The sequence below is a fragment of the Pseudomonas sp. Hz4 genome (genome assembly GCF_054898165.1).
Window position 1 is genome coordinate 5719284 of sequence record NZ_CM142719.1, and the last position, 24031, is coordinate 5743314.

Annotated in this window: 18 protein-coding genes and 1 riboswitch; of the genes, 6 read left to right on the forward strand and 12 right to left on the reverse strand. The window is 60.1% G+C overall.

From position 1 onward, the window contains the following. Positions 1–28: 28 nt before the first annotated feature. Both ACYZTR_RS26405 and ACYZTR_RS26410 read right to left on the reverse strand, forming a co-directional pair. A complete protein-coding gene (locus tag ACYZTR_RS26405) occupies positions 29–916 on the reverse strand; it encodes a formate/nitrite transporter family protein (RefSeq protein WP_461975065.1) in 888 nt (295 codons plus the stop codon). 188 nt (positions 917–1104) lie between these two features. Further along, complete coding sequence (locus tag ACYZTR_RS26410; protein ID WP_461975067.1) at positions 1105–1509, reverse strand: acyl-CoA thioesterase; 405 nt, start codon at positions 1507–1509, stop codon at positions 1105–1107. Between the two features lie 198 nt (positions 1510–1707). Further along, a riboswitch (S-adenosyl-L-homocysteine riboswitch) is annotated at positions 1708–1810 on the forward strand. Between the two features lie 23 nt (positions 1811–1833). Between ACYZTR_RS26410 and ACYZTR_RS26415 the strand changes: the two genes are divergently transcribed. The 4 genes from ACYZTR_RS26415 to ACYZTR_RS26430 all read left to right on the forward strand — a co-directional run bounded on the left by ACYZTR_RS26415 (position 1834) and on the right by ACYZTR_RS26430 (position 7292). Next, on the forward strand, positions 1834–3243 hold the full coding sequence (locus tag ACYZTR_RS26415) for an adenosylhomocysteinase (protein WP_461975069.1): 1410 nt from the start codon (positions 1834–1836) through the stop codon (positions 3241–3243). Between the two features lie 89 nt (positions 3244–3332). Further along, entirely contained in the window at positions 3333–4178 is an 846-nt protein-coding gene (metF, locus tag ACYZTR_RS26420) for a methylenetetrahydrofolate reductase [NAD(P)H] (RefSeq protein WP_461975071.1), read from the forward strand. A 191-nt stretch (positions 4179–4369) separates the two neighbouring features. After that, entirely contained in the window at positions 4370–5185 is an 816-nt protein-coding gene (locus ACYZTR_RS26425) for a substrate-binding periplasmic protein (RefSeq protein WP_461975073.1), read from the forward strand. Positions 5186–5408: 223 nt separating this feature from the next. Beyond that, positions 5409–7292 (forward strand): DEAD/DEAH box helicase, encoded by a 1884-nt coding sequence (locus ACYZTR_RS26430; RefSeq protein ID WP_461975075.1) that lies wholly within the window; start codon positions 5409–5411, stop codon positions 7290–7292. A 66-nt stretch (positions 7293–7358) separates the two neighbouring features. On the opposite strand, the gene ACYZTR_RS26435 is transcribed toward ACYZTR_RS26430, so the two are convergent. From ACYZTR_RS26435 to ACYZTR_RS26445, 3 genes are all read right to left on the reverse strand, one after another. After that, on the reverse strand, positions 7359–7952 hold the full coding sequence (locus ACYZTR_RS26435) for a YceI family protein (RefSeq protein ID WP_449645600.1): 594 nt from the start codon (positions 7950–7952) through the stop codon (positions 7359–7361). A gap of 32 nt (positions 7953–7984) precedes the next feature. Then, positions 7985–8536 (reverse strand): cytochrome b, encoded by a 552-nt coding sequence (locus tag ACYZTR_RS26440; RefSeq protein WP_461975077.1) that lies wholly within the window; start codon positions 8534–8536, stop codon positions 7985–7987. Positions 8537–8792: 256 nt separating this feature from the next. Then, entirely contained in the window at positions 8793–10550 is a 1758-nt protein-coding gene (locus tag ACYZTR_RS26445) for a flavin monoamine oxidase family protein (RefSeq protein WP_461975079.1), read from the reverse strand. A gap of 223 nt (positions 10551–10773) precedes the next feature. Here ACYZTR_RS26445 and ACYZTR_RS26450 point away from each other — a divergent pair, with 223 nt between their 5' ends. Beyond that, positions 10774–12180, forward strand: coding sequence for an adenosylmethionine--8-amino-7-oxononanoate transaminase (locus ACYZTR_RS26450; protein ID WP_461975081.1), 1407 nt, complete (start codon positions 10774–10776; stop codon positions 12178–12180). Between the two features lie 135 nt (positions 12181–12315). After that, positions 12316–13035 carry a 16S rRNA (uracil(1498)-N(3))-methyltransferase gene (locus tag ACYZTR_RS26455; protein ID WP_461975083.1) on the forward strand — a complete coding sequence of 240 codons (720 nt, stop codon included), beginning with the start codon at positions 12316–12318 and terminating at the stop codon, positions 13033–13035. A gap of 100 nt (positions 13036–13135) precedes the next feature. Here the strand turns inward: ACYZTR_RS26455 and trhA are convergent, their stop codons facing one another. The 7 genes from trhA to pilG all read right to left on the reverse strand — a co-directional run bounded on the left by trhA (position 13136) and on the right by pilG (position 23927). Beyond that, entirely contained in the window at positions 13136–13753 is a 618-nt protein-coding gene (gene trhA, locus ACYZTR_RS26460) for a PAQR family membrane homeostasis protein TrhA (RefSeq protein WP_461975085.1), read from the reverse strand. A 179-nt stretch (positions 13754–13932) separates the two neighbouring features. Next, positions 13933–14391, reverse strand: a complete 459-nt coding sequence (locus tag ACYZTR_RS26465; RefSeq protein WP_461975087.1) for a chemotaxis protein CheW — start codon at positions 14389–14391, stop codon at positions 13933–13935. Next, positions 14384–20290, reverse strand: coding sequence for an Hpt domain-containing protein (locus ACYZTR_RS26470; RefSeq protein ID WP_461975089.1), 5907 nt, complete (start codon positions 20288–20290; stop codon positions 14384–14386). Before ACYZTR_RS26470 ends, ACYZTR_RS26465 begins: the two co-directional genes overlap by 8 nt. A 51-nt stretch (positions 20291–20341) precedes the next feature. Further along, entirely contained in the window at positions 20342–22399 is a 2058-nt protein-coding gene (locus ACYZTR_RS26475; RefSeq protein ID WP_461975091.1) for a methyl-accepting chemotaxis protein, read from the reverse strand. A gap of 141 nt (positions 22400–22540) precedes the next feature. Continuing rightward, positions 22541–23089, reverse strand: coding sequence for a chemotaxis protein CheW (locus ACYZTR_RS26480; RefSeq protein ID WP_461975093.1), 549 nt, complete (start codon positions 23087–23089; stop codon positions 22541–22543). A gap of 10 nt (positions 23090–23099) precedes the next feature. Beyond that, a complete protein-coding gene (pilH, locus tag ACYZTR_RS26485) occupies positions 23100–23465 on the reverse strand; it encodes a twitching motility response regulator PilH (protein WP_008068134.1) in 366 nt (121 codons plus the stop codon). Positions 23466–23522: 57 nt separating this feature from the next. Continuing rightward, positions 23523–23927, reverse strand: a complete 405-nt coding sequence (pilG, locus tag ACYZTR_RS26490) for a twitching motility response regulator PilG (RefSeq protein ID WP_461979897.1) — start codon at positions 23925–23927, stop codon at positions 23523–23525. Positions 23928–24031 lie beyond the last annotated feature (104 nt).

The following is a 24031-nucleotide window of genomic DNA, read 5'->3' on the forward strand; positions in this document are numbered from 1 at the left end:
CCTTTCTCTAACAAAGATTTCAAACTTATTACTTTTTGCTCTCCTGCGGATCGGGCTCCGGGCCTTGATCCGCAGTCTGCTTCGGCGGCCCGCTCTCGCTGCGAATCTGCGCATGGCTGATCAGCGCGAAGATGAAGCTGCCGCCGATGATGTTCCCCGCCAGCGTCGGCCCGGCGAACACCAGCCAGAAATCCTTCCACGGCAACTCGCCGGCGAACACCAGATACGAGACCTCGGCGGAGCCAACCACGATGTGGGTGAAATCCCCCAGCGCCATGAGGTACGTGATGAGGATGATGATCCACATCTTGGCACTCTCCATGGACGGAATCATCCAGACCATGGTGGCGATCATCCAGCCCGACACAATGCCTTTGGCGAACATCTGGCTGGCACTGTTCTCCATGATCTTGCGCCCGATATCGAGGAAGGCCAGGTCGGTCTTGCTGTCGAAAATCGGCAGATGCAGCATCACATATGCCACCAGCAACGTGCCGCAGAGGTTGCCCACCAGCACCACCGACCACAGGCGCAGCAACCGTCCGAAATTGTTCAGCGTGGGCTTGGTCATGACCGGCAGCACAGCCGTCAACGTGTTTTCCGTGAACAATTGCTGACGGGCGAGAATGACCGCAAGAAACCCCGCGCAGTAACCAAAACTGGCGATCACCTTGAAGCCTTCGCCGTCCGGCAGACGGGAATTGAGCAGTCCCATGGCCATCAGCGACAGGCCCATGGTCAGGCCGGCCGCGAGCGCCGACCACCATAGCGCGGCAACGCTGCGTTCAAGCTCCTGATCGCCCTGAGTGCGGATAATTTCATGCAGAACAGCAGCGCGCGGGGGCTGGCTCTTGTCGACGTCGTGCTTCTCTTGCGCCGAGAGGTTCGGGGTTTTGCCGTCTTTTTGCGTGTCCATATAGCTCCGGAACCTGTGGCGTGTCATGTAGGTACGACACGCGCGGTTCGGAGCTGTTCACTGACCCTCAGCAGATCGTTCCCCCACTCTGCGTGGGAATGCCTCAATGGACGCTCTGCGTCCGATCTTGGGACGCGGAGCTTCCCGGGCTGCATTCCCACGCAGAGCGTGGGAACGATCAGTGCGCGTTATTCGTGAATGCCATCATCCTTGAACTGGTCTTGGACGTACTTGATCTCGGTCCGGCCGTGCGGTGCAGGCAAGCCGTCTTCACCCAGATTGACGAAGACAATCTTCTCCACCGTCAGGATGCTTTTGCGGGTGATCTTGTTACGCACTTCACACTTGAGGGTGATTGAAGTGCGACCGAACTCGGTGGCGGTGATGCCCAGTTCGATGATGTCGCCCTGGCGCGAGGCGCTGACGAAGTTGATCTCTGAAATGTACTTGGTCACCACACGCTGATTGCCCAACTGGACGATGGCGTAGATCGCCGCTTCTTCGTCGAGCCAGCGCAACAGGCTGCCGCCGAACAGCGTACCGTTGGGGTTGAGGTCTTCGGGTTTTACCCATTTGCGGGTGTGGAAATTCATATTCACTCCTGACCGTCTTGCCAATTGATGCTGGCCATCATGGCAGAGCCCAACCTCGAGCTCTATCAAGCATCGACTATGGCCTCGATAACCGTTCAGACATTGACCAACAGAAACGCTTTGGAAGTATCGCTCACACGGCTATAATCGCCACCGTTTCAAAACGGTCATCTTCGGTTGATACCGTTTTCCCGCCACCTGTCCGAGGGGCGCTGCAGCAGGTTCGACCTGTCAGGCTCGGATGGGGCGTTGCTTGACCGTTATCGGTCAGACACTAAACGCACAACGGCGCCCATTCGCATACATTACGAATGGAGGCTCATCATGAGCGCTGTTATCACGCCTGCAGATTTTACCGATTACAAAGTGGCCGACATGTCCCTGGCTGCCTGGGGCCGTCGCGAAACCATCATCGCCGAATCCGAAATGCCGGCCCTGATGGGTCTGCGCCGCAAGTACGCCGGTGAGCTGCCGCTCGAAGGCGCCAAGATCCTCGGCTGCATCCACATGACCATTCAGACTGCCGTGCTGATCGAAACCCTGGTTGCCCTGGGTGCCGAAGTACGCTGGTCGTCCTGCAACATTTTCTCGACTCAAGACCAGGCCGCTGCTGCTATCGCCGCTGCCGGCATCGCGGTTTACGCCTGGAAAGGCGAAACCGAACAAGAGTACGAGTGGTGCCTGGAGCAAACCATCCTCAAGGATGGCGCGCCTTGGGATGCCAACATGATCCTCGACGACGGCGGCGACCTGACCGAGCTGCTGCACAAGAAATACCCGGCGATCCTGGACCGCGTCCACGGCGTCACCGAAGAAACCACCACGGGCGTTCACCGCCTGCTGGACATGCTGGCCAAGGGCGAGCTGAAAATCCCGGCCATCAACGTCAACGACTCGGTGACCAAGAGCAAGAACGACAACAAATACGGCTGCCGTCACAGCCTGAACGACGCGATCAAGCGCGGTACCGACCACCTGCTGTCCGGCAAGCAAGCACTGGTCATCGGTTACGGTGACGTGGGCAAGGGTTCGGCCCAGTCCCTGCGTCAGGAAGGCATGATCGTTAAAGTCTCCGAAGTCGATCCGATCTGCGCCATGCAAGCCTGCATGGACGGTTACGAGCTGGTTTCGCCGTTCATCGACGGTATCAACAACGGTACTGAAGCAAGCATCGACAAAGCGCTGCTGGGCAAGATCGACCTGATTGTGACCACCACCGGCAACGTCAACGTTTGCGACGCAAACATGCTCAAAGCCCTGAAGAAGCGTGCTGTTGTCTGCAACATCGGCCACTTCGACAACGAAATCGACACCGCTTTCATGCGCAAAAGCTGGGCATGGGAAGAAGTGAAGCCACAGGTTCACAAGATTCACCGTACCGGCCCTGGCGCATTTGACGCTCAGAACGACGACTACCTGATCCTGCTGGCCGAAGGCCGTCTGGTTAACCTGGGTAACGCCACCGGCCACCCAAGCCGCATCATGGACGGTTCGTTCGCCAACCAGGTTCTGGCACAGATCTTCCTGTTCGGCCAGAAGTACGCCGACCTGTCGCCAGCCCAGAAAGCCGAGCGTCTGACCGTTGAAGTACTGCCGAAGAAACTCGACGAAGAAGTGGCCCTGGAAATGGTCCGCGGTTTCGGCGGCGTAGTGACTCAACTGACCAAGACTCAGGCCGACTACATCGGCGTGACCGTCGAAGGTCCGTTCAAGCCACACGCTTACCGCTACTGATTGGACCCGGCGGGCTTTGCGCCCGCCGATCCTGACCAGGCGGACCGACCATCACCGGTTCGCCTTTTGCGATTGCAAAGGGTATTCCCATGTCCCAAGACCGTCGCTACAGCTTTGAGTTCTTCCCTACGAAGACCGACGCTGGGCATGAAAAACTGCTCGCCACTGCCCGTCAGCTGGCCACGTACAACCCCGATTTCTTCTCCTGCACTTATGGCGCTGGCGGTTCGACGCGTGATCGCACGCTCAACACCGTGTTGCAGCTCGAAAGCGAAGTCAAAGTCGCTGCCGCACCACATTTGTCCTGCGTTGGCGACAGCAAGGACGATTTGCGCGGCCTGCTGACCCAATACAAGGCAGCCGGCATCAAGCGAATCGTTGCCCTGCGCGGTGACCTGCCTTCGGGCATGGGCATGGCCAGTGGCGAAATGCGCCACGCCAATGACCTGGTTGAATTCATTCGTGAAGAAACCGGCGATCATTTCCACATCGAAGTCGCCGCTTACCCGGAAATGCATCCGCAAGCGCGCAATTTCGAAGACGATCTGCTCAACTTCGTGCGCAAGGCCAACGCTGGCGCCGACAGTGCGATCACCCAGTACTTCTTCAACGCCGACAGCTACTTCTACTTCGTCGAGCGTGTACGGGCGATGGGCGTGAACATCCCGATCGTTCCGGGGATCATGCCGATCACCAACTACAGCAAGCTGGCGCGTTTCTCCGATGCCTGCGGTGCGGAAATCCCGCGCTGGATCCGCAAGCAGCTGGAAGCCTACGGCGATGACACCCAGAGCATTCAAGGCTTTGGTGAGCAAGTCATCACCCAGATGTGCGAACGCTTGCTGCAGGGTGGCGCTCCAGGGCTGCACTTCTACACGCTGAACCAGGCCGAACCGAGCCTGGCGGTGTGGAACAATTTGAAGTTGCCGCGCTAAAAGTCGTTAAAGCAAGACCAAATGATCGCAGCCTTCGGCAGTGCCTACAGGGAAATACGGACCTTTGTACGAGCTGCCGAAGGCTGCGATTTTTTGTTTTTAACGCACTTTTATTGTGCAGCAACACCTGGAGTTAGAGCTTGTAGATCCCGTTTCTGGCTCTTTGGCGTTTCTCGTCGTAATCTCAAGCCATGCCTTTGATCACGCAGATACTGACCCTGTTTCTTTTGACTTGCCTGAGTCTTGCCGCTCGGGGCGAGAAGCTGCGCATTGTCACCGAACCCTGGGCGCCGTACGTGTATGAGGAAAACGGCAAATCCCTGGGGCTGGACTACGAAACCACAGCGATTGTCTTCAAGCGCCTGGGGATCGAAGTCGAGTGGCAGTTCCTGCCGTGGAAGCGCTGCCTGTCGATGCTCGAAACAGGCCAGGCGGATGGCGCGCTTGATATTTTTCACAGCGCGGAACGCGACGCTACGCTGCTCTACCCGAGCGAACCGCTCTCTGAAGTCGAATTCGTGATGTTTTACGCCAATGAGCGCCCGCATCCGTTTCAGACTCTGGACGATCTGAAAGGCCTGACCATCGGCACCTCCCCGGGTTATCTGTACAGCCGGGACTTTCGCGAATCGACTCTGTTCACCCATGAACCGGCGCCGACCCATGAAGCCAACTTCGGCAAACTGGTGCGCGGGCGGATCGATCTGCTGATCACCGACCGCCGGGTGGGTCAGCACTTGCTCGACGAATTGGGCATCCGCGACAAGATTACCGAAAACCCGACCGTCATCAGCCACCAGAGCCAGTTCCTGGCGGTGCGCCGCAACGCGGGCATGGACTTGTTGGTGCAGCGTTTCGGCGCCGAGCTCAAACGCTTCAAGCGCGAGCCTGCGTACACAGAATTGAGCGCCCGTTATGGTGCCAGTCCGCCAGCCGAGATAAAAACCACCCGAGCCACCGCCGCCAGCGGAAAAACCGTTGAGCAGCAGGAAAGCGGCGCGCAGTGATTGCTCTGTTATACTCCGGCCTTTCCGCCAGGCTCACGCCCGGACGCTCGGACTTGTTCAAGGCATCTCGACACCGCTACAGCGCAGCTTTTCAGCCCGCGCGAGCACTCCAGACGAGCTTTCAAGGCCCAGCAGGACCGGACGGGATTGCGTTCCTCTTAAACGCCATTCGCGCCAGGCAAGACTCCCATTGGGCCAAGCCCTAACTAAAACAGGATTACTCATGTCCTTTGCTTCCCTCGGTCTCTCCGAGGCTTTAGTCCGCGCCATCGAGGCAGCGGGCTATACCGAGCCTACTCCGGTGCAACAGCGGGCCATTCCCGCCGTGTTGCAAGGTCGCGACTTGATGGTCGCGGCTCAGACAGGTACTGGTAAAACCGGCGGCTTCGCCCTTCCGATTCTGGAGCGGTTGTTCCCCAACGGTCACCCGGACAAATCCCAGCGTCACGGCCCGCGCCAACCGCGCGTACTGGTCCTGACCCCTACTCGCGAACTCGCGGCTCAAGTACACGAGAGCTTCAAGGTTTATGCCCGTGACCTGAAGTTCGTCAGCGCTTGCATTTTCGGCGGCGTCGGCATGAACCCGCAGGTTCAGGCCATGTCCCGTGGTGTTGACGTGCTGGTGGCCTGCCCTGGCCGTCTGCTTGACCTCGCCGGCCAAGGCAGCGTCGATTTGTCCCACGTGGAAATCCTCGTGTTGGACGAAGCCGACCGCATGCTCGACATGGGCTTCGTCCATGACGTGAAAAAGGTCCTCGCCCGTCTGCCGAGCAAACGCCAGAACCTGCTGTTCTCGGCGACTTTCTCCAAAGACATCACCGACCTCGCCGGCAAGCTGCTGCACAACCCGGAACGCATCGAAGTCACGCCGCCGAACACCACGGTCGAGCGTATCGAACAGCGCGTATTCCGCCTGGCCGCCAGCCACAAGCGTTCGTTGCTGGCGCACTTGATCACCGCTGGCGCCTGGGAACAGGTTCTGGTGTTCACCCGCACCAAGCACGGCGCCAACCGTCTGGCCGAGTACCTGGACAAACACGGCCTGAGCGCCGTCGCGATCCACGGCAACAAGAGCCAGAACGCCCGCACCAAAGCCCTGGCCGACTTCAAGGCTGGCGAAGTGCGCATCCTGGTCGCCACCGACATCGCCGCTCGCGGCCTGGACATCGATCAGTTGCCACACGTGGTCAACTTCGAACTGCCAAACGTCGACGAAGATTACGTTCACCGTATCGGCCGTACTGGCCGCGCCGGTCGTTCGGGTGAGGCGATCTCGCTGGTGGCTCCGGACGAAGAAAAGCTGCTGAAAAGCATCGAACGCATGACCAAGCAGAAGATTGCCGACGGCAACCTGATGGGCTTCGATTCCAGCGCTGTAGAGGCCGAGAAACCAGAAGTTCGCGAGCGTCCGGATGTGCGCAACCCGCGCACCCCACGTGGCCCGCGCGGCGACGGTCCGAACGGCAGCGGCGGCGGTGGCGGTCGTAAAGACAAAGGCAAGGACAAGGGCGGCAAGGAAAAACCTGCTGCCACTGGCCGTGGTGATCGCCCGGCGCGTGAACACAAGCCACGCGAAGGCACCCCGGCTCGCGAGCAACAGCGCCCGGCTCCTCGCGCCGCTGCTGACCGTGCTCCGGACGAGTTTCTGGACGACGACGTTGATAACTTCGGTAACCGCGCCGACTACGTGCCACAGCCCAAACCCGCTCAAGGCCGTGGCCGCCGTCCGAGTGCTCCGGCACAAGGCTCGGCCGCAGGCGCCGGCGCAGGTGCTCCGCGCACCGGCGGCAAGCCTCAGGGTCGCCAAAGCGGCCCGCGCAGCAGCGATGGCGCCACCACTGGCACGCCGCCGGCCAAGCGCAGCGGTCCACGCAACGGCGCTCCACGTGACGGCCAGGCCCGTCGCGAAGAGTCCCGCAACCGCCGCCCGGCCAGCACCGACGATCAGCCGCGTGCGGAGCCGGCCGTGCAAAACCCGCGCGGTCCGGCACCGAAGATCATTCACAAGGAGTCGAAAACCGATCGTTTTCCGACACCTGAGCAACTGGATCAACTGCCAGGTCGCCCTCGCGGTGAAAAACCAGCCTTGCTGACCCGCAATCGCTGATTTAACGCAGTAACAAAAAATGCCCCTGATCGCGAGATCAGGGGCATTTTGTTTTAGCGGCGAAAATTACTTCGCTTTGACACCTTCAAACGAAACATACAACTCTACTGCGTCTGACTGAGGGCCCAGGTCTTTCTGCTTGCCGAAATCAGAGCGCTTGATGCTGGTGGTGCCTTCGAAGCCGGCACGGTAGCCGCCCCATGGATCCTTGCCTTCACCCAGGAAAGTGGCTTTGACCACGATTGGCTTGGTCACGCCCAACAGCGTCAGGTCGCCGGTTACGTCGGCAGTGTCTTTGCCAGCGGCGTTTTTGCCGGTGGATTTGACGCTGGTGGAGACGAACTTGGCGTCCGCGAATTTGCCCACGTTCAGGAAGTCACCGCTGGCGATGTGCTTGTCACGTTCAGCGTGGTTGGTGAACACGCTGGCGGTTTTGACATTGAACTCGAGCTTGCTGTCCTCTGGCTTGGCAGCGTCGAAGCTGAACTTGCCGTCGATGTCCTTGAAGGTACCGGTGATGAAGCTGTAGCCCAGGTGGCTGATCTTGAAGTCAACGAAGGCATGTTGGCCTTCTTTGTCGACGACGTAGTCAGCCGCCATCACGTTGGCGGACAGCAGGGCCGAACCGATGGCCAGAGCAGCGAGGGTCTTTTTCAACATGCTTTCTATTCCTATGGAGTCGAGGTTGAACTTCATGCTTTGCGGCCCAGCATTCGCGCCAGGGTCGCATCACGATCGATAAAGTGGTGTTTCAGTGCTGCCAACGCATGGAGGCCGGAAAAAACTACCAGCACCCACGCCAGATACAGATGAATCACACCAGCGGTGTCTGCCTGGTCCGGTAGTCCGGAAACCAATGCAGGGACTTCAAACAGGCCAAACACCGGAATCCCGACACCTTCTGCGGTGGAAATCAGGTAACCGGCAATCATCACAGCGGACAGAGTGAGGTACAGGAACGAATGGCCGAACTTGGCGCCAAGGTGCGTCATGCGGCTATAGCTTTGCAGTGCCGGTGGCGGTGGGCTGATAAAGCGCCACAAAACCCGTAGAACCATGACGGCTAACAGCACCAGACCAATACTTTTGTGCAAGTCCGGCGCGTCTTTGCGCCAGACGCTGTAATAGTCGAGACCGACCATCCACAAGCCCAACGCAAACAGACCGAAGACCGCCAGTGCCACACCCCAGTGCATGAAAATGCTGACCCAACCGTAGCGCGAAGAAGAGTTACGTAGCTGCATTGCCAAATCCTGTGAGAACTGCGACCAAGACTATCGAGTTATCTATCGAATTAAAGCGGAAAATTTCGCTTTGAAATATCGAGAAATACGATCAAGAGTCTGAAATGGATGAGTTAAGGAAAGATTAAAGAGCCCTGTGTAAAAAAAGAAGTCCAACTAAAGAACACCGCCGCCAAGATGTATTCAATTCTTAATATTGGTTTTCTTCGGGCATAAAAAAACGCGACATTTCTGCCGCGTTTCTTCAATCCCAAGCTTACTGCGCTTTGGTATCTGTTGCCGGAGTCGCAGCGGGCTTGGCTGCAGGCTTCTTAGCCGGTTCAGCTTTCTTCGCCGGCGCTTTTGCCAGAGCCTTTTTGGCCTCGGTTTTGGCTGCAGGCTTTTTCACCGGGGCTTTTTTGGCCGGCTCGGCTTTCACCAGTACCGCTGGCTTAGGCACTTCGACCGGCGCTGGGGTCGGGGTTGGCGTCGGCGTTGGAGTCGGTGCAGGAGCAACCGGAGCCACTGGCGCTGGCGCCTTGACCGGTTCCGGTTTGTCGTCAGAACCACCAAACAGGTTGGTGAAGAAGTTACCTTTCTTTGCCGCCGCTGCGCCGGCTACCGCAGCGGTCGCCGCCGGTACAACCTTCACAGGTTCAAACGACTTGCCGGCCGCCAGGTCTTCTACCTGACTGGCTGCACGCTGACCGGTGCGAAGTGCGCCTTCCAGCGTGCCTGGGTACAACGTGTCAGTGTGTTCGCCGGCAAAGGCTACACGCTGAATCGGACGTTCCCACAGGCGCCAGTACTTGCTGATCTGGCCAGGGCCGAACGCCAGGTATGCGCCGCCCATGGATGGGTCGGTGCTGTAGCGGCGGATTTCATAACCGGTGAACGAACCGCGTGCCTGTGGATAAAAGGTGTGCAGACGGATCAGCACCTGATCGACCATCTGCTTGTCGCCGAAGGCCTGCATCACGCGCGCATTGTCGCCGGACAGGTTGATCACCACGTTGGCGCCGCCCTTCAGAGCCGGCTCAACCCACAACATGCCCAGACCAGTGTTGCTGTAAATCTCACCGGTCATGCGTGCCTTGCTTTCCCATACCGGAGACTTGAACTTCAGCATGATCTGGTCACGCCAACCGTAGTTGGTGCCCTTGATCGCGCCCATGTGCTGGGTATCCAGTGACGGGGTCATCTGGATCTTGTTCAGTGCGCGCAATGGCACGGCCACGACGACGTAGTCCGCCTGATAGCCAACGCTGCCGACTTTGACGGTGACGCCGTCCTTGTCTTGGGTGATAGCCGAGACAGGGGAGCTGGTCTTGATGGTTTTCAGCTGTTTGACGAAGGCCTGAGCCAACACCGGGCTACCGCCGAGCAGACGCGAAGCGCGCAGGTCACGGTCGGCAACGCCACGATAAACGCGACTCTGCTGTGCGAAGTACAGCAGCGACAGGCGCGATGGTTCGTCATAACGGGTACGAATCTGCTGATTCACCAGCTGACGTGCCGTGGCCGGCAAATTCAGACGGTCGAGCCAGTTGGCCACGTTGATCTGGTCCAGCGCGAACAGCGTGCTGTTGGCCGCCGGGTTCTGCGGGTCTTCGATCGAGCGCGCCAGATCGTCCAGGGTCTTTTCGTAGCGCTTGAGCGCGTCGCTGGTGGCCGGTTGCTTGGTTGCCAGATCAGCGGCAGTGAAATACTCACCGTCAATCAGATAGCCCGGGGTCCGCACGAACTCAGGGGCTGGCGTGGTGCTTAACTTGAAGGTCGAGACGTACTTGTTCAGAACCGGTTGGGTCTTATCGTTGCCGATCCACTCACTGGTGGCCATGCCGGAGCGACCGCCCATACTCGGTTTGGCTTCGAGCAGGGTCACCTGCCAGCCTTTGTTTTGCAGTTCGTAAGCAGCGGTGAGGCCAGACAGCCCTCCCCCGATCACGATCGCCGTTTTATCCTTGGCCAGCGCAGACACGCTGAACAGCCCTAACATCACCAGCGCACAGGCGCGCAGCCAACCAGCAGACATTCAGCGAACTCCGGAAATACACGTAGGGAAAAGCGGTTTTGCGAGCCAGACGACTCAAAGAACCGCGAAGAATACGTCAGCCATCAAAAGGCCGCCAGCGACGTCGACCGTCCTATACAAAGTAGCTCAATCCACGCAATGGGTTGTCCCCACGCCACGCATTGCATAGGCTTGCGCGATTGTTTGCCCGCGCACCAAGCGTGCCGCCTCGAGGAGACTGAAAATGGGCCTGAATAATCAGTGGATGCAACGCGATCTCGCGGTGTTGTGGCATCCCTGCACCCAGATGAAAGACCACGAACAGCTGCCGCTGATCCCGATCAAGCGCGGTGAAGGCGTGTGGCTGGAAGACTTCGAAGGCAAACGCTACCTCGACGCCGTCAGTTCTTGGTGGGTCAATGTATTCGGCCACGCCAACCCGCGGATCAACCAGCGCATCAAGGACCAGGTCGATCAACTGGAACACGTGATCCTCGCCGGTTTCAGTCATCAGCCAGTGATCGAGTTGTCCGAGCGCCTGGTGAAAATGACGCCGGAAGGCCTGACACGGTGCTTCTACGCCGATAACGGCTCGTCCTGCATCGAAGTCGCGCTGAAAATGAGCTTTCACTATTGGCTCAACCGCGGCCAGCCGGACAAGAAGCGCTTTGTCACCCTGACCAACAGCTACCACGGCGAGACCATGGCCGCGATGTCGGTGGGCGACGTGCCGCTGTTCACCGAAACCTACAAGGCCCTGTTGCTGGACACCATCAAGGTGCCGAGCCCCGATTGCTACCATCGTCCCGAGGGCATGAGCTGGGAAGAACACTCGCGCAACCTGTTCGCCGCCATGGAACAGACCCTGGCCGAGCATCATGACACCGTGGCCGCGGTGATCGTCGAGCCGCTGATCCAGGGCGCTGGCGGCATGCGCATGTACCACCCGGTGTATCTCAAACTGCTGCGCGAAGCCTGCGACCGCTATGGCGTGCACTTGATCCACGACGAAATCGCCGTCGGCTTCGGCCGCACCGGGACGATGTTCGCCTGCGAACAGGCCGGCATCCGCCCGGACTTCCTCTGCCTGTCCAAGGCCCTGACCGGTGGTTACTTGCCGCTGGCGGCCTGCGTGACGACGGAAGATGTCTACAGCGCGTTCTACGACGACTACCCGACCTTGCGCGCCTTCCTGCATTCCCACAGCTACACCGGCAATCCTCTGGCGTGCGCAGCAGCCTTGGCGACGCTGGATATCTTCGAAGAAGACAACGTCATCGAGAACAACAAGGCCCTGGCCCAGCGCATGGCCAGCGCCACCGCGCACCTGGCCGATCACCCGAACGTTTCGGAAGTGCGTCAGACCGGCATGGTGCTCGCCATCGAGATGGTCAAGGACAAGGCCAGCAAAGAAGCGTATCCGTGGCAGGAACGTCGCGGCTTGAAGGTGTTCCAGCATGCGTTGGAGCGTGGTGCTTTACTCCGACCGCTGGGCAGCGTGGTGTACTTCCTGCCGCCCTACGTGATCACGCCTGAACAGATCGACTTTCTGGCCGAAGTGGCCAGCGAAGGCATCGACATCGCGACCCGTGAAAGCGTCAGCGTGTCGGTGCCGAAGGATTTTCATCCGGGATTCCGCGATCCGGGCTGATTGAATAGCGCTCGTTCCCACGCTCTGCGTGGGAATGCAGCCAGGGACGCTCTGCGTCCCAAAAAGCGGACGCGGAGCGTCCTGTGAGGCATTCCCACGCAGAGCGTGGGAACGATCAAATTAAAGAGAATCCGCATGAGACTGTCCCGCTTCTATATCGACGCCCCCTTGAGCACTGGCGAACACGAGTTGCCCGAGGCCCAGGCCCATTACATCAGCCGCGTTCTGCGCATGGCCGAGGGCGATGCGCTGCAACTGTTCGACGGTTCGGGCCATGAGTTTCGCGCCACGCTGGTGGAGGTCGGCAAGAAGCGCGTGGTCGTGCAGATCGATGAAAGCTTCGCCGGGCAGGTCGAATCGCCCTTGCAGATCCATCTCGGCCAAGGCTTGTCCCGTGGCGAGCGGATGGATTGGGCGATTCAGAAAGCCACCGAACTGGGCGTCACAGAAATCACCCCGATCTTCAGCGACCGCTGCGAAGTCCGGCTGAAGGACGAGCGCGCCGACAAACGCCTGATGCACTGGCGCCAAGTGGCGATCAGCGCTTGCGAGCAATGCGGGCGTTCACGGGTGCCGGTGATTCATCCACCGCTGCTGCTGGCGGACTGGTTGAAGCAGACTCAAGCAGAATTGAAGTTGGTGCTGCACCCAGTGGCCGAGCCACTGGTGAGCCATGCGAAGCCAGAGACTTTGGCGTTCCTGATTGGCCCGGAAGGCGGGTTGTCAGATGCTGAGGTTGATCAGGCCAAAAGTGCCGGGTTCCATGCCGCCCGGCTCGGGCCTCGGGTGTTGCGCACCGAGACCGCGCCGGTGGTTGCATTAGCGGTTGCCCAACAGCTTTGGGGTGACTTCTAGGGCCCTGTGGCGAGGGGATTTATCCCCGTTGGACTGCGCAGCAGTTCTATTTTTGGGACCGCTTCGCAGTCCAACGGGGATGAATCCCCTCGCCACGGGTCTAGAGGACGTAGAACAAAATCGCCACAAAGTGCAGCAAACTCCCCGCAATCACGAACAGGTGCCAGATCCCGTGGGCATGCCGCAAACGATGATCGAGGGCAAAAAAGACAATCCCCACGGTGTACAACACGCCGCCCGACGCCAGCCAGGCGAAACCTGTGCTGCCCAATGCCGCCAGTAACGGCTGGACCGCCACCAGTACGATCCAGCCCATCACTGCGTAAATCACGATCGACAGAATCCGCGCTTCCGAACGCGGTTTGATCTCTTGCAGGATGCCGACCAGCGCCAATCCCCAGACAATCCCGAACAACGTCCACCCCCAAGGCCCGCGTAGCGTCACGAGACAGAATGGCGTGTAGCTGCCGGCAATCAGCAGGTAGATCGAAAAGTGATCGACCTTCTGCATGATCGCTTTCTTGCGCCCACGCACGCTGTGGTAAACGGTCGACGCGCTGTAAAGCACCAGCAAGGTGAACCCGTAAATCGCCACGCTGACGATCTTCCACGGGCTGCCGTCCATGCCGGCGATCACCAGCATCCACACCACCCCGACAACCGCTGCCACCGCCCCGACCAAATGCGTCCAGGCGTTCAGTCTTTCCCCGTGATACATGTGTTGCTCACCTCGAAATCCAATACAACAATGCGCAAGGCCACGCCCAGTTGTTGCAGCAAAAGCTCAACAGCAGGCTGCAGAGTCCCCGGGACGCTCCGCGTCCCATCCAAAGCCGAATGCGGAGCGTCCGTTGAGGCATCCCCACGCGACGGTTCGACGCCTCGACGTGGGAACGATCAGTTGGCTAACCCGGCCGTAACGAGCAACTCCTCCAACGCCAGCAAGTCAGGGACTTTGGCCACCTGCTCCCCCACCTGCACCGCCGCCTGTTCCAGCGAACACAACGGCACATCCACATAACTCAACTGGCTATCAAGCTTGTAAGACCGCGGAATCCCCTGCACCAGCAGTGCAATAAATTTCAAATCAGGCCGCCCGCCGAGAGCATTGAGGATGACAATCCGCGCCCGTTCACCGATGACGATTTTCTGCCCACACGCCGACTCAAAACACAGCAACGGGATCTGCCGGTTTCGCCACATCACCCGCCCCAGATACCAGGGCGGTGTGTCGAGGTCGAAAGCCCCCGGTTGATAGTCGATCAACTCCGCCACAGCGACGTTGGGCAGGATCAGGTTGCGGTCGGCCAAGGGCAGCAGCAGGCCGGTGAGGTTGCTGGTGCGGTGCTCACGCATGGGTTTTGCTCCACAGGGCAATGCTTTCGAGCAGCACCGATTCCTGGTACGGCTTGCCGAGGTAGTCGTTGACGCCAATGGCCATGGCACGGTCGCGGTGCTTCTGCCCGGTGCGGGAGGTGATCATAATGATCGGCAGGTGCTGCAGACGTTCGTCGGCGCGTACCTGGGTCGCCACCTCGAAGCCGTCCATGCGCGGCATTTCGATGTCCAGCAGCATCAGGTCAGGCCTGTGTTCTTCAAGCAGCAGCATGGCGTCGACACCGTCCTTGGCGGTCAGCACGTTCATGCCGTGGCGTTCCAGCAAACGGCTGGTGACCTTGCGCACGGTCACCGAATCGTCGACCACCAGCACCAGAAGCGGTTTATGCGGCTCGACCTCCGCCTCCTGAGTCACTGACTGTTGCGGCACACGGGCCTGCATGGCGCGGATCGGTGCCAGCAAATCGAGAATCAGCACCACCCGCCCATCGCCGAGAATCGTTGCGCCAGACAACCCCTGCACCGCCGCAAATTGCGGGCCGAGGCTTTTGACTACGATCTCGCGAGTGCCGGCCATGGAGTCGACTTGCACGGCAATGTGCCGCTCGTTGCACTGCACCAGCAATACCGGAAGCGGTAGGCTTTGGCCCAGCAGTTTCGGGCGGTGGCTGGTTTTCAGCAGTTCGCCGAGGTAGCACAGTTCATAGTGTTGCCCGGCGTATTTGTAAGTCGGCGGATCAAGCCGGTAATGCCCTTCAAGTTCGTTGGGCAGCACGCGAACGATGCCGTCGATGGTGTTCAGCGGGATCGCGTACTGATCGTCAAAGCACTGCACCATCAGCGCCCGGTTGACCGACACGGTGAACGGCAGGCGAATCCGGAAGTGCACGCCCTGCCCCGGCACAGAGTCGATGCTCATGCTGCCGCCGAGCTGCCGGACCTCTTCGTGAACCACATCCATGCCGACGCCGCGCCCGGAAATCTGGGTGATTTTTTCGGCGGTGGAGAACCCCGGTTGCAGGATGAATTGCAGCACATCGCGGTCGCTGATGTCGCTGTCCGGGGCCAGTAACCCGCGCTTGATCGCCTTGCGCCGCACCGCGTCCAGCGGCACGCCGGCACCGTCATCGCGGATGTCGAAAATGATGTCACCGCCCTCTCGCGACAGGTCGAGGGTGATTCGACCCGGAGCCGGTTTACCCGCGGCGATACGCACCTCGGCCGATTCCAGCCCATGATCCACCGCGTTGCGCAGCATGTGTTCCAATGGCGCGGCCATGCGTTCCAGGACGTTGCGGTCCATCTCGCCTTCGGCATTGCCGACGACGAACTCCACGTCCTTGCCCAGTTCGCTGGAGACCTGACGGACGATGCGCTTCAAACGCGGCAGCATCCGCTCGAACGGCACCATGCGCGTGCGCATCAGGCCTTCCTGCAATTCGGTGTTGATGCGGCCCTGCTGTTGCAGCAGGTTTTCCGCGTCCTGATTGCGTCGGTCGAGGGTTTCCTTGAGGTCGAGCAAGTCGGAGGCCGATTCGAACAGCGCGCGCGACAGTTGCTGCAACTGTGAGTGGCGGTCCATTTCCAGCGGATCGAATTCTTCGTAGCCCAGGCGTTCGGCGTCGACTTGCTGGCGGCTGAGAATTCGCCCCTGGGTTTCCGTGTCGAGACGACGCAACTGGTCGCGCATGCGCTCGATGGTGGTTTCCATCTCGCTCAGGGTCACGCGCGCATCATTGACCTGTTGTTCGATCCGGCCACGGAAGATCGACGTTTCGCCAGCCAGGTTTACCAGGTCGTCGAGCAGCTCAGCCGAGACCTTGACCATGTCACCGCCGGCATCGGGTTGCGGTGCGGACGTCTCGATTTTCGGCGTTGCGGACACCGTGACCGGTGCCGGTGTTTCGGGCACGGCCGGATGACTGAAATTCTTGATCGCGTCGATCAGTCGATCGGCCGGCGGCAAAGGATGACCGGCACGGGCCGCATCGAGCATCTGCGCCAGTCGATCGTGGCTGCTTTGCAACAAGTCGAACAACGCGGCGGTGGGTTGCAGTACGCCAGCCGAGAGGCCTTCGTAGAGGAATTCCAGCTCATGGGCGAGGTCGCCAATCGGTGCGATCTCCACCATCCGCGCACCACCCTTGAGGGTGTGCAGGTCACGCAGCAGGGTTTCCACTTCCTGACGATTCGAAGGCTCGGCCTGCCAGCGCACCAGCGCCGCGCCGGAGTTTTCGATGATGTCGAAACCTTCCTCGAGGAAGATATCCAGAAGTTCCGGATCATGGCCCGGTGAATCCTCGGGCCGGGCAGGTTCGACCGTTTCAACAGCGCTGACATTGCCCTGGCGAAACGCGCGAATGGCCACGATCAGCTCGTCCGGATCGCCCAATGGCTGCTGGTTCTGCAATTGATCAAGCAGCTCTGCGAGCCGTTCATGGCTTTGTTGCAGCAGTTGCGCCAACGCTTCGCTGTAGGCATAGCGGCGGTCCACCAGACCTTTATAAAGGCTTTCCAGTTCATGCGCCAGATCACCGACCGGCTCGACCTCGGCCATCCGCGCGCCACCCTTGAGGGTGTGTAGATCACGCTGTAGCGACAACAATGGTGCGGCGTTATCCGGGTCGCTCAGCCAGCGCTGCAAAGCCTGGCCAGCACTTTCGAGGATATCCACCGCCTCCTCGAGGAAGATCGAAACGATCTCATCGCCCAGTTCAACCTGGGTCGCGGTCTGTTCCAGTTCGGCCGTGGCGCTGCCCAGTTCTCGAATGCTCAGGGTACGGCTGCCGTCACTGCGAATCAGCCCCATCGCCGTCGGATCGAGACTCGCATCCAGCAAACCGCGCAAGGCCCGGACCCGCTCCGGTTGCGGGCTGACTTCCTGGCCCGCGGCCAGTTCGTCGAGCATGTTGATCAGCGCTTCGTGGGCACTTTGCGCCTCGTGGAAAAACGCCTCGCTGACCGCCAGGCTGCTTTCTTCCACGGCACCGTAGAGATCGAGCAACGCTTCGCAAAGCTCATCCACTGGATGCAGGTCAGCCAGGTGGGCGCCCTCGCCCAGGGTGGTTAATTCATCCAGCAGCGCGCTGAGTTCCTGACGCTCGCCGGGATGTTGCTGCCAGCGTTGCAACAGGCTTTCGGCGTCCAGCAGGATGTCCATGCCTTGCGCGAGGAAGTTATTGATCAGTTGCGGATCACGCTTGATGCGCAACCCGGTATTGGGTGCACTCAGGAGGGATTCCAGACGCTCGGCCAGCAATGCCTGGGTTCGCTCGATCAACGAGCGGGCGCCGGGAATCTCGGCCAGTGGATCAGTCTTGAGCTGGCGTAGCCCGAGACGGAACAGTCCTTCGGCTTCGAGCAACAGTTCGACTTCGTCCAGGTCCAGGGCGATCAGGTGCGCCTTGTACTCCCGGGCCAGATGATCCAGTGGGGTCGCCAGCTCGGCAATCGGCAATACGCCGGCCATGGAGGCGCTGCCCTTGAGGGTATGCAGTGCGCGCTGCAACTCGTCGCTGGCCTGCAACGGCACGTGCTCGGCGGCTTGATCCAGGAAGCGGTTGAGGCTGCCCAAGTGGGTTTCGGCTTCGTTGCGGAAGATCTCAAGCAGCAGCGGATCGAGGGCTGCGACGTCCTGTGCGTCTTCATCGAGTATCGATTCATCACCCTTGGCCAAGGCATGGGCGCGTGCGGCCAATTGGTCGACATCGTTGCGCTGGCGCTGGGCATTGGCCGCAAACTCGGCCACCAGTTCCGGTAGCAGATCCAGCGCGTCGCCCAGCAGTTGCTGCACCGCCGCCCCCGGTGGAACGCTGTGTTCCAGTACGCGGTTGAGCAGGTTTTCCATCGCCCAAGCCAGTTCGCCCAGCACCAAAGCGCGGACCATCCGGCCACTGCCTTTCAACGTATGGAACGCCCGGCGCAGTTCGCTCAAGGCGGACTTACTGTCGGGATTGGCCGACCAGCGCGGCAGGTATTCCCGGAGAATTTCCAGGACTTCATCGGTTTCTTCGAGGAAGACTTCCCGCAGCTCATCGTCCACCGGCTCTTCACCGGCGGGTGGCGGCAACAGGCTTCCCGGGGTGGTCAGGGCGGGCGGGTTGATGGAAGACACGGGGCTGGCCAAGACATCGGCCAGTGACTGGACGGTGTCAGGGTCGTCCAGTACCTGCAGGTCCTGCATGACCTGCGCTTCACTCGGGCTGAGCACATCCTCCAGCACCGGCACCTGCTGCTCGCTGGGGAAAAAGCCGAGTGATGCCAGGCTTTTTTCCGCGACGTCGAGCAACTGTTCACCCGGCGCCTCGGGGTCGTCGCTGAGACGCTCCAGGTAATACTCGATGCTGGTGACGACGTCGGCCAGGTTGTCCAGTTCCTGCCAGCCGGGGTGATCCGGATCCAGCAGCAGGTGCTCGCGGATAAAGTGGTTGCACGTTTCGATCAGGCTTGCCGCACGGCTCAACGGAATCATCGCCAGCGCACCGCGCACCTGGGTCAGCAAGGCCGGCAGTGGCTGCAAGTGCTGGCGATCCCAGTCGGCGTCGATGTAATCGACGATCATGTCCTTGGCCTGTTGCAGGCAGATGCGCGCTTCCTTGATCACGATCTGATGGATCTGTGTCAGGTCGATGGTCGGCAGGCGGCTTTCTTCCTGGCTTTCCGGTTCGACGGTGCCGACCATGCCGGCGAGGGTCGCCTCGACGTAGAGCAAGGCACCGGCGACGTCCATGAGGATCGCGTCATTGGGCTCACGCTGGCCCTGGACGAGGCTCAGCACCACCGCCAGTTGATCAATGATGACCTTGCGTGGCTGGCCGAAACCGAGCACCGCCAGGGTGTCGGCGATTTGCCGCAGTGGCGCCAGCAGGCTTTCGAGGTCCGAAGTGTGTTGGCGGTCACTGCGCACGAACAGGTCCAGGCGCTCCTTGACCCGCACCAGCTCTTCGCACAGCGCGGCCAGCACCGAACGCATGGCATCGCGGTCGGGACCGGCCAGCCGTGCTCGTTCTTCGTCGACCATCGCGCTGTCAGGCAGCGCGTCGTCCAATCCGTAGCGATCTTTCATGGTCAGCATCTGCCCGGTGGGATGTTCGGCCTTGGCAATGTAGAACAGCAAACTCTTGAGCAACTCTAGCGGCGCCGGCTGATTAAGTCCGGGCATGCCCTGCTCGAGCAGGCGCTTGAGCTCTTTGTCGGCGTCTTTGAACAAGCTGCGCAACGCCGGACTGTTGGCGATCGAGCCGCTGCGCAGGCCTTCGACCAGCGCCGAGGCGACTTGCCACAACGGGCTCAGGGGTGCGTTGCCGCACAGTCCTTCGAGGCGCGCAAAGACCTTGGTCAGGTAATCGAAGTTGGTTTCGCCATCCTGCTCACGCAGCAATCCGACCAGGGCCATCTGCAACATCTGACGCAACTTGCGCAGCACATTCGGTAAATCTGCCGGCTCGAGCAGCGCCAGCGACGCTTCGTCCAGTGGCGGCAGGTCCGGCAATTGCGGGCTGAACAGGCTGGTTTCCGACAACAGGCTTTCGCCACGGGCGCTGCGCAGATCGTTGATCAGCGGCAGCACCACCAACGGCAGGTCGCGACGGGCGCCTTGCACCCGATCGAGGTAAATCGGCAGCCGCCCAAGCGCCTGCAGCAACAGATGGATCGATTCATCGCGATGACTGACGCGATTCTGCTGCAAGGCGATGGTCAGCTGTTCCATCTCTTCGGCGAGCAGCGCCGCGCCGTAGAACTCGACCATTTGCAAACTGCCGTGAACCTGATGGACGCACGCCAGGCATTCACTGAGGGCGTGCGTCGCCTGCGGGTCATCAAGCAGGGTTTCGATGGCCTGATGAGCCACTTTCAGCGTTTCGGCAATTTCGCCTTTGACCCACTCGAGGGCCACATAGTCGTGCCGATCACCCATAACCACTCCGCTCACTGCTCTACTCAAAAAAAGCAAACGCCCGCGGGCGTTTTACACTTTATCCGCGGCCTGCGCCTTGGCGGCCGGCAAGGTGAAACCGGACACCGAACGCCGCAGCTGGCTGGCCATTTTCGCCAGGTTACCAATGCTCTCAGCGGTGGCGGTGGAGCCGGACGAAGTCTGCGTGGTGATCTGCTGGATCACGTTCATCGTCAGGGAAATCTGACCGGCCGAAGACGTCTGTTGCTGCGCTGCGTTGGAAATACTCTGGATCAACGCAGCGAGGGTCTTCGACACGCCTTCGATTTCTTCCAGGGCCACTCCGGCATCCTGCGCCAGTCGCGCGCCGCGCACCACTTCGGTGGTGGTCTGTTCCATGGAAATCACGGCTTCGTTGGTGTCGGTCTGAATCGCTCGCACCAGGGTTTCGATCTGTCGGGTGGCGGCGGACGAGCGCTCGGCCAGCCGCTGGACTTCATCAGCGACCACCGCAAAACCGCGCCCGGCATCACCAGCCATGGAGGCCTGGATCGCCGCGTTGAGCGCGAGGATGTTGGTCTGATCGGCAATGTCATCGATCAAGCTGACAATGTCGCCGATTTCCTGAGAAGACTCGCCGAGACGTTTGATGCGCTTGGCGGTGTCCTGAATCTGCTCGCGAATATTGTCCATGCCGTGGATGGTGTTGTGCACCACCTCATTGCCCTTGTTGGCGATTTCCACCGAACGCTCGGCCACTGCCGAGGACTCGGCGGCGTTCGCCGAGACCTGGTCGATAGACTGGGCCATGTCGTTGATCGCGGTAGAGGCTTCGGCAATCTGCTGCGCCTGATGTTCCGAAGCCTGCGCCAGGTGCATGGCGGTGGCCTGGGTTTCCTGCACCGCGGCAGCGACCTGGCCAGCGGTGAGGTTGATGGTTGCCACCAGATCGCGCAATTGGTCCACGGAATAGTTGATCGAGTCGGCGATGGTCCCGGTGAAGTCTTCAGTCACCGAGGCGGTCACGGTCAGGTCGCCGTCCGCCAGGTCTTCGATCTCGTCGAGCAGGCGCATGATCGCGTTCTGGTTGCGTTCATTTTTCTCGGCGGTTTCGCGCAACTGACGATTGGTTTCGCGAACCATCACCAGGCCAATGAGGATGATCGACATCAGTGCCAGCAGGCCCAGCACATACCCGCCAATGGTGTCGGTGTTGCGCCCGCCGGCCAGGTTTTCGAAACCGCTGGCCAGGTGCGAGGCTTCGTCGAGCAGGGTCTGCGACAGGGTGAAAATATGGGTCGCCGATTCGCGGACTTTGAACAGCTCCGGCGAGGTTTCGAGGATTTCATCCACCGAGCCCGAAACGAATTCGAACAGCTCGGAAATCTCGATCAATCGCGCGCGTGCGTCACGGTCTTCGACCTGGCTGACCTTAAGCGCCGCATTGCCTTGGAGCATGCCGGTGAGCACCTGACCGAATCGCGCAGCATCGCGACCGAAAGCGTCGGCGGCCTGCTGCGAATTTTCATCGCCGGACAGCACGGTGTTCACAGCACCGAGAATCCGCTCAGCCAAAAGCGTTTGTCGTTGGGCCACGGCGACCTGTGCGGCCGGGGCACCGCGCTGGAGGAGAATTTCGACGACTTTTTCGTACTCGACCTGCAACTGCGGCACAGTTTCGGCCAGGGTCGCGGCGACTTGATGCAACGATAGTACGGTCTGTTCGCTGGAGAGGATCGCGTCAGTGTTTTTCAGCAGGCGTTCCCAGTCCAGTTGCACGGCGCGCATTTCCGGGCGCACGGTGGAAGGCGCCGGCGGCAGGCCGGTGGAGGGATCGCCTTTCTTCAAATAGCCCCAGCGTTGGGCAAAGTCATTGCGCGCATCGCTCAGCAGTTTGAACGCCGCTGCCTTGCCGGCCGCGGCTTCGGTGGCATTCTTGGCAATGCGCTGGGACAGCACGCGCAGCTCACCGGCGTGGCCGATGTACTGTTTATCGTACGTGGCCTGGGTGTTGAGGTAAGCGAAGTTGGCGAACAGCAGCATGATGAAGACGATCAGCGCGATAAACAGCGCGATGATCTGTGACCGGCTGCGCGACCCTTCTGGCTTGCCTGTTTTTGCTTTTGTCATCGGTCCTCGCCTGTTAACCAACTACCTGTGAACCTTGCCGAGAACCCTGTGGGAGCGAGCTTGCTCGCGATTCAGGCGCCGCGGTGTATCAGCAAATACCCCGTTATCGTTCAATCGCGAGCAAGCTCGCTCCCACATGGATTACACCGCGACATGCATAAAGCTTTGTGACTGTGCCAATGCAAACGGGCTGAACACCTGCCAGTTCTGCTCGCGCTGAAACCAGCCTTTGATGAACGGTGCAATCGGGCCGCTCAAGGTATCTACCGGTTCCAGACTGTCCTGGGCAAAGTGCTGCAAGCCGAAAACCTCATCGACCATCAACCCGGCAAACACGTCGTTGTGCTCCACCACCAACACCCGCCGCTGCCTACGCACCGCCGACAGTTCATGGCCAAGCTCATGACCAGAAAAGAAGCCGCACAGATCGATGATCGGTAACAACCGCCCGCGCAAGTTGGCCACGCCCTTGACCCAGGTTCTGACCCCTGGCAGCTGGGTGAACCGCGGCTCATGCAAGACTTCGCTGACTTCGCCCATGGGCGCGACGTACCAGTGCTCGCCCAGCCGAAAGCCGATGCCGCTCCAACTGTCTTGACGGGTCGGCTGGGACGGCAAGTCCGCCGCCAGCACACGGCAACGCTGGTCAATCTGCAGCAGCAGTTCGAAGGCAGTCAGCGACTCGGTCATGGCCGGACGGTCAACCGGCCAGCACGTTGTTCAGGGTCTTGATCAGGGTTTCTTCGTCGACGGGTTTGGTCAGGTAATCCTTGGCGCCTTGGCGCGTGCCCCAGACTTTGTCGGTTTCCTGATCCTTGGTGGTGATGATGATCACCGGGATGTGCCCGGTTTCCGGGTCTTTGGTCAACTGGCGGGTCGCCTGGAAACCGTTGAGGCCGGGCATGACGATATCCATTAGCACCGCGTCGGGTTTTTCCTGACGGGCCAGCGCCACACCGTCGGCACCGTTTTCGGCTTTCAACACTTCATGACCGTGCTTTTCCAGCATGCCGGTCAGTTTGTACATTTCAGTCGGCGAATCATCGACGATCAGAATACGTGCCATGGTCTTCCCCATTCTTGTCGACGCCGGGCCCGCTGGCCGAGCGTCACTGTGCATGTCCTACTGCGGCAAAACGGCGGCGAAGCCCGGTACATGGGCCTGGATCGCGTTCAGCAGTTCTTCCTTGCTGAAAGGCTTGGTCAAAAACTGGTCGGAGCCGACGATGCGCCCCTTGGCCTTGTCGAACAGCCCGTCCTTGGACGACAGCATAATCACTGGCGTGGCTTTGAACGCACTGTTGTTCTTGATTAAAGCGCAGGTCTGATAGCCATCCAGACGCGGCATCATGATGTCGACAAAGATGATGCCGGGGTGATTGTCGGCAATCTTGGCCAGGGCATCGAAACCATCGATGGCCGTGATCACTTCACACCCCACGTTCTTCAACAGCGTTTCGGCGGTGCGGCGAATCGTCTTCGAATCGTCGATCACCATGACTTTCAAGGCGCTGGAATGCTGTTCCATAAATGCTCTGCCGTCGCCTTTGCGAATCAAATTGTCCATTTCCGATAACCGGAGGCTCGAAACCCTTGATGTTCAAGGGCCAGCACGATATGGCAGCCTTTTTA

Excerpts from the sequence above, each read along its gene's own strand:
- ACYZTR_RS26405 (WP_461975065.1), bottom strand. The coding sequence starts at position 916 with ATGGACACGCAAAAAGACGGCAAAACCCCGAACCTCTCGGCGCAAGAG.
- ACYZTR_RS26410 (WP_461975067.1), bottom strand. The coding sequence starts at position 1,509 with ATGAATTTCCACACCCGCAAATGGGTAAAACCCGAAGACCTCAACCCC.
- ACYZTR_RS26415 (WP_461975069.1), top strand. The coding sequence starts at position 1,834 with ATGAGCGCTGTTATCACGCCTGCAGATTTTACCGATTACAAAGTGGCC.
- metF (WP_461975071.1), top strand. The coding sequence starts at position 3,333 with ATGTCCCAAGACCGTCGCTACAGCTTTGAGTTCTTCCCTACGAAGACC.
- ACYZTR_RS26425 (WP_461975073.1), top strand. The coding sequence starts at position 4,370 with ATGCCTTTGATCACGCAGATACTGACCCTGTTTCTTTTGACTTGCCTG.
- ACYZTR_RS26430 (WP_461975075.1), top strand. The coding sequence starts at position 5,409 with ATGTCCTTTGCTTCCCTCGGTCTCTCCGAGGCTTTAGTCCGCGCCATC.
- ACYZTR_RS26435 (WP_449645600.1), bottom strand. The coding sequence starts at position 7,952 with ATGTTGAAAAAGACCCTCGCTGCTCTGGCCATCGGTTCGGCCCTGCTG.
- ACYZTR_RS26440 (WP_461975077.1), bottom strand. The coding sequence starts at position 8,536 with ATGCAGCTACGTAACTCTTCTTCGCGCTACGGTTGGGTCAGCATTTTC.
- ACYZTR_RS26445 (WP_461975079.1), bottom strand. The coding sequence starts at position 10,550 with ATGTCTGCTGGTTGGCTGCGCGCCTGTGCGCTGGTGATGTTAGGGCTG.
- ACYZTR_RS26450 (WP_461975081.1), top strand. The coding sequence starts at position 10,774 with ATGGGCCTGAATAATCAGTGGATGCAACGCGATCTCGCGGTGTTGTGG.
- ACYZTR_RS26455 (WP_461975083.1), top strand. The coding sequence starts at position 12,316 with ATGAGACTGTCCCGCTTCTATATCGACGCCCCCTTGAGCACTGGCGAA.
- trhA (WP_461975085.1), bottom strand. The coding sequence starts at position 13,753 with ATGTATCACGGGGAAAGACTGAACGCCTGGACGCATTTGGTCGGGGCG.
- ACYZTR_RS26465 (WP_461975087.1), bottom strand. The coding sequence starts at position 14,391 with ATGCGTGAGCACCGCACCAGCAACCTCACCGGCCTGCTGCTGCCCTTG.
- ACYZTR_RS26470 (WP_461975089.1), bottom strand. The coding sequence starts at position 20,290 with ATGGGTGATCGGCACGACTATGTGGCCCTCGAGTGGGTCAAAGGCGAA.
- ACYZTR_RS26475 (WP_461975091.1), bottom strand. The coding sequence starts at position 22,399 with ATGACAAAAGCAAAAACAGGCAAGCCAGAAGGGTCGCGCAGCCGGTCA.
- ACYZTR_RS26480 (WP_461975093.1), bottom strand. The coding sequence starts at position 23,089 with ATGACCGAGTCGCTGACTGCCTTCGAACTGCTGCTGCAGATTGACCAG.
- pilH (WP_008068134.1), bottom strand. The coding sequence starts at position 23,465 with ATGGCACGTATTCTGATCGTCGATGATTCGCCGACTGAAATGTACAAA.
- pilG (WP_461979897.1), bottom strand. The coding sequence starts at position 23,927 with ATGGAACAGCATTCCAGCGCCTTGAAAGTCATGGTGATCGACGATTCG.